The organism is Arthrobacter sp. Bz4 (genome assembly GCF_003075455.1).
Classification (GTDB): Bacteria; Actinomycetota; Actinomycetes; order Actinomycetales; family Micrococcaceae; genus Arthrobacter_D.
Genome location: NZ_QDAE01000002.1, coordinates 236227 through 250577 on the forward strand (window position 1 = coordinate 236227; position 14351 = coordinate 250577).

Annotated in this window: 13 protein-coding genes and 1 pseudogene; 6 read left to right on the top strand and 8 right to left on the bottom strand. The window is 57.2% G+C overall.

Annotated elements, in window-relative coordinates; all coding sequences use genetic code 11:
• Positions 1-324 carry a thioredoxin gene (trxA, locus tag DDA93_RS03010; RefSeq protein ID WP_019482057.1) on the top strand — a complete coding sequence of 108 codons (324 nt, stop codon included), beginning with the start codon at positions 1-3 and terminating at the stop codon, positions 322-324.
• Positions 325-2374: 2050 nt separating this feature from the next.
• On the opposite strand, the gene DDA93_RS03015 is transcribed toward trxA, so the two are convergent.
• The 8 genes and pseudogenes from DDA93_RS03015 to rpmH form a co-directional block, all read right to left on the bottom strand.
• Complete coding sequence (locus DDA93_RS03015) at positions 2375-3739, bottom strand: ParB/RepB/Spo0J family partition protein (RefSeq protein WP_116778026.1); 1365 nt, start codon at positions 3737-3739, stop codon at positions 2375-2377.
• Positions 3740-3832: 93 nt separating this feature from the next.
• Positions 3833-4728, bottom strand: a pseudogene (locus DDA93_RS03020) (ParA family protein); the annotation flags it as partial.
• Between the two features lie 323 nt (positions 4729-5051).
• Positions 5052-5684 carry a 16S rRNA (guanine(527)-N(7))-methyltransferase RsmG gene (gene rsmG / locus DDA93_RS03025; protein WP_024475655.1) on the bottom strand — a complete coding sequence of 211 codons (633 nt, stop codon included), beginning with the start codon at positions 5682-5684 and terminating at the stop codon, positions 5052-5054.
• Positions 5685-5709: 25 nt separating this feature from the next.
• Positions 5710-6267: a R3H domain-containing nucleic acid-binding protein gene (locus tag DDA93_RS03030; RefSeq protein ID WP_024475656.1), complete on the bottom strand. Its 558-nt coding sequence runs from the start codon at positions 6265-6267 to the stop codon at positions 5710-5712.
• Complete coding sequence (gene yidC, locus DDA93_RS03035; protein WP_019482052.1) at positions 6264-7226, bottom strand: membrane protein insertase YidC; 963 nt, start codon at positions 7224-7226, stop codon at positions 6264-6266. Before yidC ends, DDA93_RS03030 begins: the two co-directional genes overlap by 4 nt.
• 13 nt (positions 7227-7239) lie before the next feature.
• Entirely contained in the window at positions 7240-7587 is a 348-nt protein-coding gene (gene yidD / locus DDA93_RS03040; RefSeq protein WP_116778028.1) for a membrane protein insertion efficiency factor YidD, read from the bottom strand.
• Complete coding sequence (rnpA, locus tag DDA93_RS03045) at positions 7584-7937, bottom strand: ribonuclease P protein component (protein WP_083850837.1); 354 nt, start codon at positions 7935-7937, stop codon at positions 7584-7586. The genes yidD and rnpA overlap by 4 nt, the downstream gene beginning before the upstream one ends.
• 82 nt (positions 7938-8019) lie before the next feature.
• Positions 8020-8157, bottom strand: coding sequence for a 50S ribosomal protein L34 (gene rpmH / locus DDA93_RS03050; protein WP_022892375.1), 138 nt, complete (start codon positions 8155-8157; stop codon positions 8020-8022).
• A 433-nt stretch (positions 8158-8590) separates the two neighbouring features.
• On the opposite strand from rpmH, the gene dnaA reads away from it, so the two are divergent.
• The 5 genes from dnaA to DDA93_RS03075 all read left to right on the top strand — a co-directional run bounded on the left by dnaA (position 8591) and on the right by DDA93_RS03075 (position 14282).
• Complete coding sequence (gene dnaA / locus DDA93_RS03055) at positions 8591-9997, top strand: chromosomal replication initiator protein DnaA (RefSeq protein ID WP_024475658.1); 1407 nt, start codon at positions 8591-8593, stop codon at positions 9995-9997.
• Positions 9998-10451: 454 nt separating this feature from the next.
• Entirely contained in the window at positions 10452-11573 is a 1122-nt protein-coding gene (gene dnaN, locus DDA93_RS03060; RefSeq protein ID WP_024475659.1) for a DNA polymerase III subunit beta, read from the top strand.
• Positions 11569-12534 (top strand): phosphogluconate dehydrogenase (NAD(+)-dependent, decarboxylating), encoded by a 966-nt coding sequence (gene gnd, locus DDA93_RS03065; RefSeq protein ID WP_347693137.1) that lies wholly within the window; start codon positions 11569-11571, stop codon positions 12532-12534. The genes dnaN and gnd overlap by 5 nt, the downstream gene beginning before the upstream one ends.
• 10 nt (positions 12535-12544) lie before the next feature.
• Positions 12545-13720 carry a DNA replication/repair protein RecF gene (gene recF, locus DDA93_RS03070; protein WP_116778030.1) on the top strand — a complete coding sequence of 392 codons (1176 nt, stop codon included), beginning with the start codon at positions 12545-12547 and terminating at the stop codon, positions 13718-13720.
• Positions 13721-13742: 22 nt separating this feature from the next.
• Complete coding sequence (locus DDA93_RS03075) at positions 13743-14282, top strand: DciA family protein (protein WP_116778031.1); 540 nt, start codon at positions 13743-13745, stop codon at positions 14280-14282.
• Positions 14283-14351 lie beyond the last annotated feature (69 nt).

Below are 14351 nucleotides of genomic sequence, written 5' to 3' on the forward strand. Positions count from 1 at the left end.
ATGACTGCAAGAGAAGTCACCGACGCGTCCTTCGACGCCGATGTATTGAAATCAACAAAGCCAGTGCTCGTCGACTTCTGGGCCGAATGGTGTGGACCGTGCCGTAAGTTGTCGCCTATTCTCGACGAAATTGCCGGAGAACATTCGGAAAAGGTTGATGTCGTCAAACTCAACGTCGATGATAATCCGGCTACCGCTGCGAAGTATGGAATCACTTCGATCCCGGCCGTCTATGTGTTCAAGGACGGCGTAGTTGCAGCACAATCCATCGGTGCTAAGCCAAAGCAGGTTTTGGAGCAGGAATTCGCTGACTTCCTGAAGTAGGAAGCGTTTCGAACCTGCACCTCTTTCCAGGGGCCATCACTTCTGTACGAAGTGGTGGCCCTTTTCACGCCTGCTGACTGTTTCACGTGAAACTGAATTGGACCCCGGAGCCATAGCCTCATCTTGGCAGGACTTTCAGCCGAGGCACGTCACGTGGTCGGACTGACATGGCCGACCCTGAAGGACGCTGCGTGATGATCAATATGGTGCAGCCCGTAGGAAATGTACTTGCAGCAGCGAAGTAGACCGGCATCCTTCCACCCCATGACTTCTCGTAGCCAAAAGATGCTATCAACGGATCCGTGCCGCGCCGCGACGCGAAATCTCACTCCGCGTCCCGTGGAGACAAACGGGTCCGCATCGACCGGTCTCTTAGACCCGCGCGTGGCACTGGAACTAAACACCTCAGGCCCCGCCTTCCGCACAACATCTCCGGCCTCGCGGGGTGACATCTCCAACCAGACTCCGTGACCTTTCAGCTGACTGCTAGCTTCACTCAGGTCACCACAGATACTAGTCACGGCTCGGGATTCTTTGGTGGCGTCCACAATGTTCCACGTGAAACGTTCGGTTCTGTGGAAGGCCTCGTGTCATGCCGCATAAGTGGATGCCTGCTGCCAGGATCCAGTCCGGTCCCGTGCATCGGAAAGGCGGGCCCACACGGGACGCCGGAAAGCGTCGTTGCTAGTGCAGCAACGACCGGATACCCGTAGATCGACCCTTATAGCTAGCGCGGCGCCCTCAAGTGGACTGAATGTTGCTGAATAACCGTCTTTTGGTGGAATACGGATGGATACTGACGCGGGGACGCTCAAGTCGAGTTCGCCGCTCTCCTAAGACTGCAAAGATCACGAAGGAACCGATGCGATCCGAGTATGTCTTCCCACGCGGGGTGGGAAGATCCGACCATGGAAACCTCGCTACCAGTCGTCCCTGAGTTGGTTCGTATTCGAAGTTGTGACCCAGCCTGCGCATCCCAGGCCGGAAGACAATTGTTCCACGTGAAACATCTTCTCTGCCAGCTACAGGCTAAATAGGAGTCAAAGGGGCGCCAGCTGCCAGAAACCGCCAGAAACCCTAGCCATGATGGAACTCCCGCTAGCGTGGCGACCCCAGGTGTCGCTGATAAGCAACTTTCGGCCTGCGCGGAACCCAGTGCACCGGGTAGGTACAACAATCCCGTCAGGTGTGGGGAGAACCGCAGGGCAATATTAGGGACCCTTACGGCAGTTGTGTTTCCCCCCTGGGGAAGGACCCTCTGGGGCTTCTCGTCTAGACCTCACTTCTCGCTAGCTGCCGTCCACGTGAAACGTCGGAGGGGACGGTCGTTTCACGTGAAACGACACCGTGCGGCGCCTTGGTACTCCAGAGCGCTCGGAGCGAAGTGACCGGGAGTCAATTCAGAAACGCTAGACGCTGCATCAGGGCGGAAGAACTGTCGGCGAATGCGAACGCGGCCAGAGATGAGGCGTGAAGTTGTCGTATGATGACCATTGCCCACTATTCGGCTGGTTGTGGATCGAATTGGACTAGGGCAGCTTCGAACACAACAAGAACACCCTCATGTTCTGTGTCTCAGTCCGGGAGAAGCTGCCGAATGTGCAGCCTATCGGTGACTAAAGGACGGCTGTTTCACGTGAAACCGAAGATTCCTGCCCCGGACCAGCAACGTTGTACAACAGCGCTCACAATAGGGGCAAAGTGCTACCGATTCAGCAAGGTTATGGACAGCACACGGCAACCATGGCTAATCTGACCTGTTTCACGTGAAACCTGCCGCCCTGCGGATCTATGTATCCAGCCCGTCCATGAGGTCCACTGCACAAAAGGGGGCCTGTCACGCCTGATATCTGAAAGTCCTGGCTACATTTTGGGGGCAAATTGGCACTGAGACACACAGAGTCTTGCCCCGCCCAGATGGAGATCTCTTGATTTTTCTAACCCAATTCCCAAGGCACTACCCGAAACATCCAACTCTGTTGGGCAACCTTTACCGCCTTGCTGACATGTTTCACGTGAAACAGCGCATATCTAGCCCGGATATCTCGGCCTAGGAGGCCCCCGAGGTACCGAGAACTCCCATAATGCGGTTGAGGTCGTCGACGCTGGCGAATTCGATGCTGACCTTCCCCTTACGGGCGCCCAGGGTGATCTTGACGCTGGTGTCAAGACGGTCTGAGAGGGAGGATGCTAGATAATCCAATCGTTCATGCCGGGCTCCGGCGCGTGGCGTGTTCGGCTTCACCGGGCGGCGCAGCCCATCGTTCATTGAGACGAGCTCTTCCGTGGTGCGCACGGACAATCCCTCAGCGACGATCTTCTGAGCCAGCTTCTCCATTTCAATCTGATCGCCTAATCCAAGCAAGGCCCGAGCATGTCCGGCCGAGATAACGCCAGCAGCAAGGCGCCTCTGGACTAGCGGTGGCAACTTCAGCAGACGGAGGGTGTTCGATATTTGCGGGCGCGAGCGACCAATGCGTTCTGCGAGTTCGTCATGAGAACAACCAAAATCGTCCAGCAATTGCTGATATGCTGCAGCTTCTTCAAGTGGATTGAGTTGACTACGGTGCAAGTTCTCCAGGAGGGCATCCCTGAGGAGATCGTCGTCGGTCGTCGATCGGATGATTGCCGGCACCACTGCAAAGCCAGCTTCTCTGGTTGCGCGCCAGCGCCGTTCACCCATGACGAGCTCGTAGGGCTGTTCCCCACCCTCCGTCGAAGGGCGGACAACAATGGGCTGGAGCACTCCGATTTCGCGAATTGAGTTAACAAGTTCGGCCATCTCGTCGTCGTCAAAGACACTTCGAGGCTGTTTCCGATTCGCGTGGATGAGGTTCACGGGGATCTCGGCAAATGTCGCGCCAGGCACCGCGACCAAATTCGGGTCTGCTGGCTGCGGTGCTGTTTCACGTGAAACGTTCTCCGGAGTGCGGTCTGAATCCGCCTCTACAGAAGGGCTAGCGTCCTCCACCTCCACCACCTGATCTTCCAGCGGGCCGGAGGGTTCACCGACAGTGGGAATGTTTTCGGTCGTGAGATTAGACGAGGTGGGAGTAGACTCGACGACCGCGGGGGGCACCTCAACCGCTGTATCTTCTCCGGATTCCTCGGCTGCGCTTTCGCTGGCAACCCTTTTGGGAACCCGCGTGGCTTTCTTCACAGGCGTTCGTTTGGAGCCCCGGGTAGAGGCCGTAAGCGCATCCTTGTTGATTCCAGAAGCGGGTCGCTGTGAACGCGCAGACCCCGAGACGGAATCCTCCGCCTCCTCCCTGGGCGGTGCTGATGGGAAAAACAGATCAGCCGGCCGCCCGCTGCGCGGCGTCACAGAGTCTATCCCCGAGGTTTCTTCGTTCGACGGGGCGCTTGGAATGAGAGCTCCCAGTCCACGTCCCAATCCGCGTCGCTTTTCGACCATGACCAGGTCCCTTCAAAAGTGCAGAGCAATCCGCATCGGGTGATTATTGATACCCACACTACTGCGGGAAGTGGTGAAACGGCTTGAGGCTAGCTATCCGCGCAGGGCGATTTCCGAAGCTGCTTCAAGGTAGGACAGAGCACCGCTCGAGGACGGGTCGTAAGTAATCACCGTCTGTTGGTAACTCGGCGCCTCAGAGATCCTGACCGAACGCGGTACGACGGCCTTCAAAACCTGTTTGGGAAAGTGCTCTCGCACCTCCGCAGCCACCTGCGCTGCAAGGTTTGTCCTACCGTCATACATTGTCAGCAGGATTGTAGATACCACTAACTCAGCATTGAGGTGCTTTTGGATCATCTCAATATTCTTCAGCAGTTGACTGAGACCCTCCAATGCATAATATTCGCACTGGATTGGTATCAGAACCTCCTTCGCGGCCACAAAGGCGTTTACCGTGAGGAGGCCCAGGCTTGGGGGACAGTCAATAAAGACATAGTCCAACCGTTCGTCACCACGGTCTTCGCGCTCCTGAGAGTAGAGGTCAATGGCCCGGCGCAGGCGCTGCTCCCTGGCCACCAGCGATACCAGTTCGATCTCCGCGCCGGCAAGATGGATGGTTGCAGGAGCACAAAGGAGCTTCGGAACATCAGGACACGGGACTACGACTTCCCCGAGGGGGAGGTCATCGATGAGCACGTCATAGATACTGTCGACTTCTGCATGGTGCGGAATCCCCAGGGCCGTGGATGCATTGCCCTGAGGGTCGATATCGATGACCAGCACATTCAGGCCCGCTGCCGCGAGTGCTGCGGCAATGTTGACAGTGGTCGTGGTTTTCCCCACGCCACCTTTTTGATTGCTCACCGTCAACGTGCGGGTAGCACTAGGTTTGGGAAGCTACGCCCGCTCAGTTTTTCCCTGCGACGGTTCTCGCTGGCCAACTCCCGTGCCAGGGGTGTGCTGTCGTCCATCGCGTCCATAACATTCCTTGGTGATGCGCTAGGGGTAATCGTTTGGGCAGGAACCGGTGCCGCCTGGGAACTGGACACCATAAAAGTGGTTTCACGTGAAACAATTCCCATATTTGCCGGATCAGCAAACACTTCTGGTTGTATTTCGCCAAGAGTGACAGCTAACTGCGACCCTGCTGATAGCAAGGATTGACTTCGCTTCGCAGCGTCTTTTGTTGTCACGCAGGATAACTCGCTTTCAGCATTCCGGGGTCGGTCCTACTTCTAGAGTACCGGTCACTGGCTCGAACGAACCTCGGGACAAGCGCTATTGGTGAAGATTCGAAGGGGCTGTAAGCAGACTACCCAACGGTGATACGGACGACCGTAGTTGGTTGGTCCAATACTCCGGCACCGACCTGTACTACAGAGGTATTCCGGCCACCAAGCTTCCGGATCAGTTTCGCGGCCTTTTTGACTTCCTCAGCAGCACTTTGTCCCTTGATCGCCAACACCTGACCGCTTCCAGCCAGAATGGGAATCGTCATTGTCGCAAGGCCCCCCAGCGCGGATACGGCCCGAGCAGTAACGACGGTTGCCGAGACCTTCCCTACAGCCTCCTCCGCGCGTCCGCGAAACACCTTGACATTGTCAAGACCTAGATCGGCGACTACCTCATTGAGCCAGGTGACACGACGCTCGAGTGGCTCGATAAGGGTGAAGGACAAGTCGGGGCGGGCGATAGCCAACGCTATGCCAGGCAATCCGGCACCGCTGCCGACATCTGCCACCACAGCCCCTGCTGGGAACAGTTCGGCAGTCACTGCACAATTCAAGACGTGGCGGCTCCATAACCGTGGAACCTCTCGCGGTCCCAGCAGACCACGTTCAATACCGGTCGTCGCCAGATGCTCTACGAAGCGCTCAGCCAAGCCGAGGCGGTCACCGAAGATTGATCGGGCAGCTGCAAGTTCTGATTCACTAATTTCCACCATCAGGTATGCCTCGACTCCCGGATTCCTAGGAATCCGCCGGTGAGACAACGATATGCCGCCCGGACCCTTCACCTTCCGACTCGCTGATCGAGCCGAGCTCCGCGACCACATCATGAACGATCTTGCGCTCATATGCAGACATAGGCTCCAGGGCGACCTCCTCGCCCGATTCCTTGGCCTTGTTCACCGCATCCACCGCAATGGTGCGTAGCTCTTTGCCCCGCACCTCACGGAACCCGTCAATATCGAGCACCAGTCGTGACCGGTTGTCCGTCGATGTGAGAACCGAGAGCCGAGCCAGTTCCTGCAGAGCCTCCAACACCTCACCATCTTTTCCAACCAAACCGCTTAGTGCGCCACCGTCTGGATCCTCGGAGACGATAGAGATGTAGGTACGCCCGTTCCGAACCTCAATGTCGATATCTCCGTCGATATCGGCGATGTCCAGTAGCTCCTCCAGGTAATCCGCTGCAACATCACCCTCATCCTCGAGCCGACTGATAGTTGCCGATGAATCACCGGCCTCGCCAGCTGAGTCGACCACTTCTTCCACGCCGTCCGCCGGTGCACTCTCAGCTGTCATTTTTTCTTCCTGTTCTTACGCTGGGGCTGTGTGCGCTGACCCTTGGTCTCAATGACCTCTTCAGACGCTGGATCGGCGTTCTTCTCGCCAAGCAGGGGGGTCATCGGAAGCCCCTTCTTCGCACGTCGCTCGGCAAGCGCCTTCGCCGCAGGCGACCCTGGAGTGGGCATTTTTCGGATCACATAGAACTGCTGAGCCATCGTCCAGATGTTGGTCGTGGTCCAGTAAATAAGCACGCCAATCGGAAAGTTGATACCGCCAATACCAAACACCAAAGGCAGGATGTACAGCATGAGCTTTTGCTGACGCATAAAGGGGCTTTGCATTGCCTCTTCAGACATGTTCTTCGCCATGATCTGTTTTTGCGTTATGAACTGTGACCCGGTCATCGCCAAAATCATGATCACCGACAGAATGATCACGCTGACGTTCGCGTTGTCCCCAAAGCTGCCCAGGAACGTGGACGAAAGAGGTGCGCCGAATATTGATGCGTCATCGAACTGCCGGACTTCTTCGGTGGTCATGGCACCGATTGTTTCCCCAGTCTCGGATGCCTTGGACACACCGTTGAGCACCGTGAAAAGTGCAAAGAAGAACGGCATCTGGATCAGGATGGGGAGACAGGCCGCGAACGGGTTGGTGCCATGCTTCTTATACAGCGCCATCTGCTCTTGGGTCATCGCCTGCCGCGACAGCTGGTCTGTTTTACCCTTGTATTTCTTCTGCAGTTTCCTCAGATCAGGCTGGAGTGCCTGCATGCCGCGCTGAGCTTTAATCTGTTTGACGAAAACTGGGATGAGGGCCGCACGGATCACCACCACGAGACCCACGATGGACAGGGTCCAGGTCCAGCCAGACGCCGCGTCCATGCCGAGGAAGGTGAAGCCGTCGTGGAAGAACGTCATGATCCACGACACCAACCACTGGAACGGGAAGAGGATCGTATTGAAGAAGTCCATAGCTATTTGCTCCTCAGGCCGCCGAGCGGCTTTCGTCATCAGCGGGAATCACAGGATGATTCAGCACAACAATTTTGGGTATTTTTCCGTCCGGGAACGATCTTCCGCCGGCAGGCACGTGATCCACCCCGCCGTCGTTCCAGGGATGGCAGCGGCAGATCCGACGAACGGCAAGACTGCCGCCCTTGACCGCTCCATGGACCGTCACTGCTTCCAGCGCGTAGGCGGAGCAGGAGGGGAAAAATCTACAGACCTGGCCATATAGCGGGGAAATAACCACCCGATAAGCCTTCAAAACAGCGATCATCGCGTTCCCGGGGAATTCACGGAACAGCGAAACGCCAGAGGCAGCCGTGGTCATGTGCTGCCTCTCTTCCTGCTGGATGCCGAATCAAGTGCCCGGTCGAAGTCACTAGCGAGCTGACTCCAGGTTGCATCAGCGGCAGGCGGCAGCGCTCGAACCACCACCGCCAATCCACTGGAATGCCGGGATAAGGCTGACGCAGCCATTTGTCTTAGTCTCCTCTTAACGAGGTTTCGTGTCACTGCGTTCCCCACGCCCTTTGAGACGATGAACCCGAACCTGCTGGGTTCATCTGCGGAGGTAGTTACCGCATATAACACCAAGTTCCGGCGCCCAGAGCGGGAGCCGGAACGTACGGTATAGGTGAAGTCGGAGGCCGTTCGGACCCTGTTGATTCGAGTCAACATGTCAAAGTGTCCGAACCGGCCGGGTTGCCGTGGCGTTATGTATCGCCTGGCGAACCCACGTCTTCAAGCTAGCTGGGGCTGCTTATGCTGACAGCTCGGTGCGGCCTTTGCCGCGGCGCGCTGAAAGGATGGCTCGGCCGGCGCGTGTGCGCATCCGAAGGCGAAAACCGTGCTTCTTAGCCCGGCGGCGGTTATTCGGCTGAAAGGTCCGCTTGCTCACTGTATTTACTCCAAGACAATCTTAGGATGCGTCCGGTCCGTTGCTACAAGGGGGAAGAACAGACTGGCGATTCGACGTTTTGATATCTGCGGCTGATGCAGAGGCCAGCGGGTTTGTTTGATCGTCGATCAATTCGCAGGCATGCAGAATGCAGACATATAGGACTACATAACGTTAGGCGACTGCACACAGGCCAGTCAAACCGAGCGGCAGGGAGAGGTCGAGGGCTAAATCCACAAATCTGTGGACAACCTTGGTTAAGGCCCCATCTCACGGGCCGGCGAGGGCCCTAAAGCACACCCGCTCAGCCCCGTAGACCAGCTATCTTCTCCAGTACCCATCCTCTAGTCTTGCCCAAGGGTCGTTTATCCACCAGCTGTGCATAACTCTGTGGATGAGGGCCGTTTTCGATGGACATGGTGGAGAGGTATTTGTGGGCCCGGACGAGATTAATGATGTAGGGAGTTCCTGGCGCAAGGTCATTCGCACCCTGGAACACGATGAGAGGGTCACGCCCAGACAGCGAGGATTCGTTGTACTGGCCCAGGCTCAAGGGTTGATCGGGACTACCCTCCTGGTCGCAGTCCCGAACGAACTGACCCGTGAGGTTCTCCAGACCCACCTGAAGGCTGCCCTGGACGAGGCGCTGCGGGAAGTGTTCCGTGAGGATTTGCAGTGCGCTTTCGTTATCGACCCCGAACTCACACCTGTCGAGGTTGACGAGAGCGAGCCAGTACAGACCGCAGAACCAGCCAGGGAAGAGGCCAAGCCCGCGCCAACCCTGCCGAGCAACTCTCACGAGTTCGGTCGTCTCAACCCGAAGTATGTCTTCGATACCTTCGTGATCGGTTCGTCCAACCGGTTTGCCCATGCAGCAGCGGTAGCTGTTGCGGAGGCGCCCGCCAAGGCCTACAACCCCTTGTTCATCTACGGCGACTCAGGGCTCGGTAAAACCCATCTCCTGCATGCCATCGGTCATTACGCCCGGCATCTCTACACAGGAATTCGGGTGCGCTACGTCAATTCGGAGGAGTTCACCAACGACTTCATCAACTCGATCCGCGATGACGAGGGCACAAGCTTCAAACAGACTTACCGGAACGTCGACATCCTCCTTATTGACGACATCCAGTTCCTCTCCGGTAAGGACCGCACCCAGGAAGAGTTCTTCCACACCTTCAATGCCCTCCACAATCACAACAAGCAAGTGGTCATCACCTCAGATCTACCCCCAAAACAGCTCTCAGGGTTCGAGGAACGGATGAGATCACGGTTTGAGTGGGGTCTGTTGACCGACATTCAGCCACCGGAGTTGGAAACCAGAATCGCCATTCTCCGAAAGAAGGCGATCAGTGAGGGAATGAGCGCTCCAGACGATGTGCTCGAGTACATCGCATCAAAAATCTCCACCAATATCCGGGAACTTGAGGGGGCGCTTATTCGCGTCACGGCCTTCGCCAGCCTGAATCGTCAACCAGTGGACGTGACACTCGCTGAGGTGGTTCTCAAAGATCTCATCACCGACGACGGCGCTCAAGAGATCACCTCCGCCGTGATCATGGCCCAAACTGCCGACTACTTTCAGATCAGCATGGAGGAGCTCTGCAGTAAATCCCGTACCCGGACTCTCGTGACCGCGCGGCAGATCGCAATGTATCTCTGCAGGGAGCTCACCGACATGTCACTCCCAAAGATTGGCCAGGAGCTGGGAGGTCGCGATCACACCACAGTGATCCACGCCGACCGGAAGATCCGTGAGCTCATGGCCGAACGCCGCGCAATCTTCAATCAGGTCACCGAACTGACCAACAGGATCAAACATCGCCGGAAAGACGCCTAACTACACCAGTGGTATTAACAGGTGTGGATAGAACTGTGGATAACTGGTCGAACAACAGCGATGTTAATGAGGACAACCCCCCAGAGCCTGTGGACCCGCTAACTTTCAAGGATTTTCCCCACAACCCCCCGCGCCTCCAAGGCTTCTCTATACACAACTTCTCAACAGGCTGTTGCCTGTACCTGCGTAGTGTGAGGCAGTTATCCACAGTTTCAACAGGTGTTACTACGACTACGAACCTTAAATCCAAGGGTTCTTCCAAATAACATTTTCCCGCTCACCCACCCACGCTCCGATCCCGGCCAAACAAACCCGGAGCTCCCGAAAACCGCCCGGCGGCAGTCAGGCTAAGCTTTCTGTGAGTAATGTAGTTCCTTGCCCTCCGGCTGAGTCCTTTCCCCCGTTGGCCAAGCAATCTTCCCGAGAATTATGTTGAGAAAGGCGGCACCCTTCAGTGAAATTCAGAGTCGAGCGGGATGTTCTAGCTGAGGCCGTAACCTGGACGGCGCGTTCCTTGTCCCCCCGTCCGCCTGTGCCGGTGCTGTCGGGTCTCTTGATTAAGGCAGCCGGTGGAACACTTAGCCTTGCCAGTTTCGACTACGAAATTTCTGCGCGGCTCGAGATCCCAGCTGATGTAGCTGAAGAGGGGACCATTCTGGTGTCCGGGCGTCTCTTGGCTGACATCTGCCGTAGCCTTCCTTCGGCCCCTGTCGAGGTGGAAACTGAAGGCACCAAGGTGACGTTGACTTGCCGCAATAGCCGATTCAACCTGGCAACAATGCCGGAGGGTGAGTATCCCGAACTTCCGACCCCGCCAGAAGTAAGCGGAGTTGTCGACGGAGACGCTTTCTCACAAGCCGTCTCCCAGGTCATCATCGCTGCAAGCCGGGATGACACACTGCCCATCCTCACGGGTGTGCGGATGGAAATTGAAGATGACCTGATTACCCTCCTTGCCACAGACCGATACCGGCTCGCGCTGCGCGAAGTGTCCTGGAAACCCAGAACGCCCGGAATCTCCACTAGCGCACTGGTAAAGGCCAAAACACTCAACGAAGTAGCGAAAACCCTTGGAAGTGCCGGCGATCTGAGCATTGCCCTTTCAAACGACCGGGAATTGATCGGCTTTGAAAGCGGGGGACGCCGAACTACATCGCTCTTGGTCGATGGCGACTACCCCAAGATTCGGGCGTTGTTCCCGGAAAGCACACCCATCCACGCGACTGTCGAGACCGGTGTGCTGGTCGAGGCAGTTCGCAGGGTCTCGCTGGTTGCCGAACGAAATACCGCTGTCCGCATGGCCTTCAGCGCAGGACAGGTGACCCTCGATGCGGGTACGGGCGAAGACGCCCAGGCCTCTGAAGCAATCGAGGCCACCTTGGATGGGGACGACATCACGGTCGCTTTCAACCCGCATTATCTCAGCGAGGGCCTGGGCGCCTTCAACAGCAAATTTGTTCGGTTCTCCTTCACCACACCCCCGAAGCCCGTGGTCATCTCCGCACAGGAAGACGCGACCGGGGAAGACCGTACGGACTACCGATACCTGCTGATGCCGGTCCGAATGGCCAATTGATAAGTTCACCAGCGACACAGAAACGTCGGGTAGGTCCCAGTCCCCGTCCTCAGGAAGCGAAGCGGAAATGCACATTGGCCTCATCGGACTCGGCAAAATGGGTTTCAACATGCGGGAAAGGCTTCGCCGAAAAGGGCTGACCGTTACCGGATTCGATAGAAACCCAGATCTTTCAGACGTCGGTTCTCTCGACGGTCTGGTATCTGCGGTCCAGACACCGCGCGTGATCTGGGTGATGGTCCCCGCTGGAGAGATCACCAAATCTGTGATCCGCGATCTCGCCGAGCTGCTGGAACCTGGGGACCTGGTGATTGATGGCGGCAACTCACGCTTCACCGATGACCAAGAGAACGCGGCGTTGCTTGCGAAAAAGAATATTGCTTTCGTCGACTGTGGTGTTTCCGGTGGCGTTTGGGGCCTCGAAAATGGCTATGGGCTGATGGTGGGCGGAGCCGACGCCGATGTGCAGCGGGCTCTCCCTGTCTTCGACGCCTTACGTCCGGATGGCCTCCGGGAAGAAAGCTTTGTGCACGTCGGTGACGTAGGCGCTGGGCACTACGCAAAAATGGTTCACAACGGGATCGAATACGGCCTGATGCAGTCTTATGCGGAGGGTTATGAACTGTTGGCAGCGAAAGACATCATCAAGGATGTTCATGGCACCTTCCAGGCCTGGCAACATGGAACGGTCGTCCGATCGTGGTTGCTTGACCTGCTGGTCAAGGCGCTCGACGAGGATCCGGAGCTGAGTAAGATCGCCGGTTATGTTGAGGACTCCGGCGAAGGACGATGGACTGTAGAGGAAGCTATCGCCAGCGAAATTCCGGTTCCCGCCATCACTGCGGCGCTGTTTGCACGATTTTCCTCCCGCCAGGATGATGCCCCCGCGATGAAGATGGTGGCTGCACTCCGAAACCAATTTGGTGGACATGCAGTACGCACCCCTAAGGAATCCGCGTGAGTGGGTCATCATGTACGTTCAGCATCTGTCCCTGACGGACTTCCGCACCTACAGCCAGGTTGAAGTGCCGCTGGAAGCGGGAGTAACAGTCTTTGTAGGTCCCAACGGCGTAGGCAAGACAAATATCGTCGAGGCCATCGGCTATCTCGCTTCTCTTTCCTCGCACCGGGTGAGCTCAGACAAACCCCTGATCGCGTTCAACGCGGAGCGTGCTCTGGTCAGGGGAAGACTGGTTCGCGGAACCCAAACCACCAGCGTCGAGGTTGAGATCAACGCTGATCGGAGTAACCGCGCACGGATAAATCGTGCGAACCCGGTCAGGGCGAGCGACGCGGCTGGCATCCTCCGTACTGTACTTTTTGCGCCAGAAGACCTTGCACTGGTGAAAGGTGATCCTTCCAACCGGCGGCGATTTCTGGATGATCTGATGGTGACTCTGCTCCCACACCGGGCGGGAATTAGCGCCGACTATGAGCGGGTGCTCAAACAGCGGAATGCATTGCTGAAATCGGCACGGGCCAGCGGAAAGTTCACTGCCTCCCATGAAGCGACGCTCGATGTATGGGATCAGCACCTCGCGGAAGCTGGCGCCAGGTTATTGCATGCCCGACTCGTCGTGCTGAGTCAGCTAAAGCCGCATCTGGAGCGGGCATATCACCAGCTCACCGACGGATCCAAGGTTGCGGTAGCGACGTACCGGTCGTCCCTGTCGGGAGCCGACGACGACGGCGGGGGTGCCAGCGAAGATGACACCTTGAGTTCATTAAGTGTGGAAGAACTGACTGAGAAATTTATCGCAGTGCTTCTGGTCCACCGGAAGAAGGAGCTTGACCGCGGGATATCGCTCGTTGGACCCCATCGGGATGATGTCGACCTCGTGCTCGGTGGGACCGTTGCCAAGGGGTATGCCTCACATGGTGAAACCTGGTCGCTGGCTCTCGCCCTCAGACTGGGGTCGTATTATCTCTTGATTGAGGATGACCACACCCCCGGAGCAACCCCCGTACTCATTCTCGACGATGTGTTCGCTGAGTTGGACGCCAGTAGGCGGAAGAAACTTGCGGCAATCGTCGGTGGAGCTGAACAGGTCCTGGTTACTGCTGCTGTCAGCGATGATATTCCCGAATCCCTAGTTGGACACCAGTTCCAGGTGGTGCCGGGAGGCCTGGTCAGTAGTGGAACCTAGGAACCCTCGTCCGGAGGGAACCGTGCCGGAAGACTCGCCCGAAGACGATCAGGCTGGGGGCGGGGAACCCTATCTGGATGCTCCGCAATCATTGTTGAACAGAGTCCGCGATGCCTCACGAAGCCGCGGAAACACCCGGTTACCCGCCGGACGGCGTGGTGTGGCAAGCCCCAAACGGCGGGCGCCAGGGTCCATCACCTATACGGGCCGTGATCCCGAGGGGTTGGGAAATGTCTTTAGTCGGCTGCTTAGTGAACGCGGGTGGAAATCCCCAGTGGCGGTGGGCTCGGTGCTTGCCCGGTGGGATGAACTCGTCGGACCGGAGATTGCATTGCACTGCAGGCCCGAAAGTTTTGACGGGAGTACCGTGCTCGTTCGCTGTGACTCTACTGCCTGGGCTACACAGCTCAGATTGATCAGCCCGATGCTAATTCAAAGGTTTGATGCCGAGATGGGCAGCGGCGTCGTCACCCGCATCTCGGTACTCGGGCCGGCTTCCCCCAACTGGAGGAAAGGTGGCCGGTCCGTCAAGGGAAGAGGGCCACGCGACACCTATGGATAAGGCCCTGTAGGACTCCGAGGGATGGGTCTATTGCCAGTTCGGTAAACGCCGTGTAGGGCCCTGAACTCC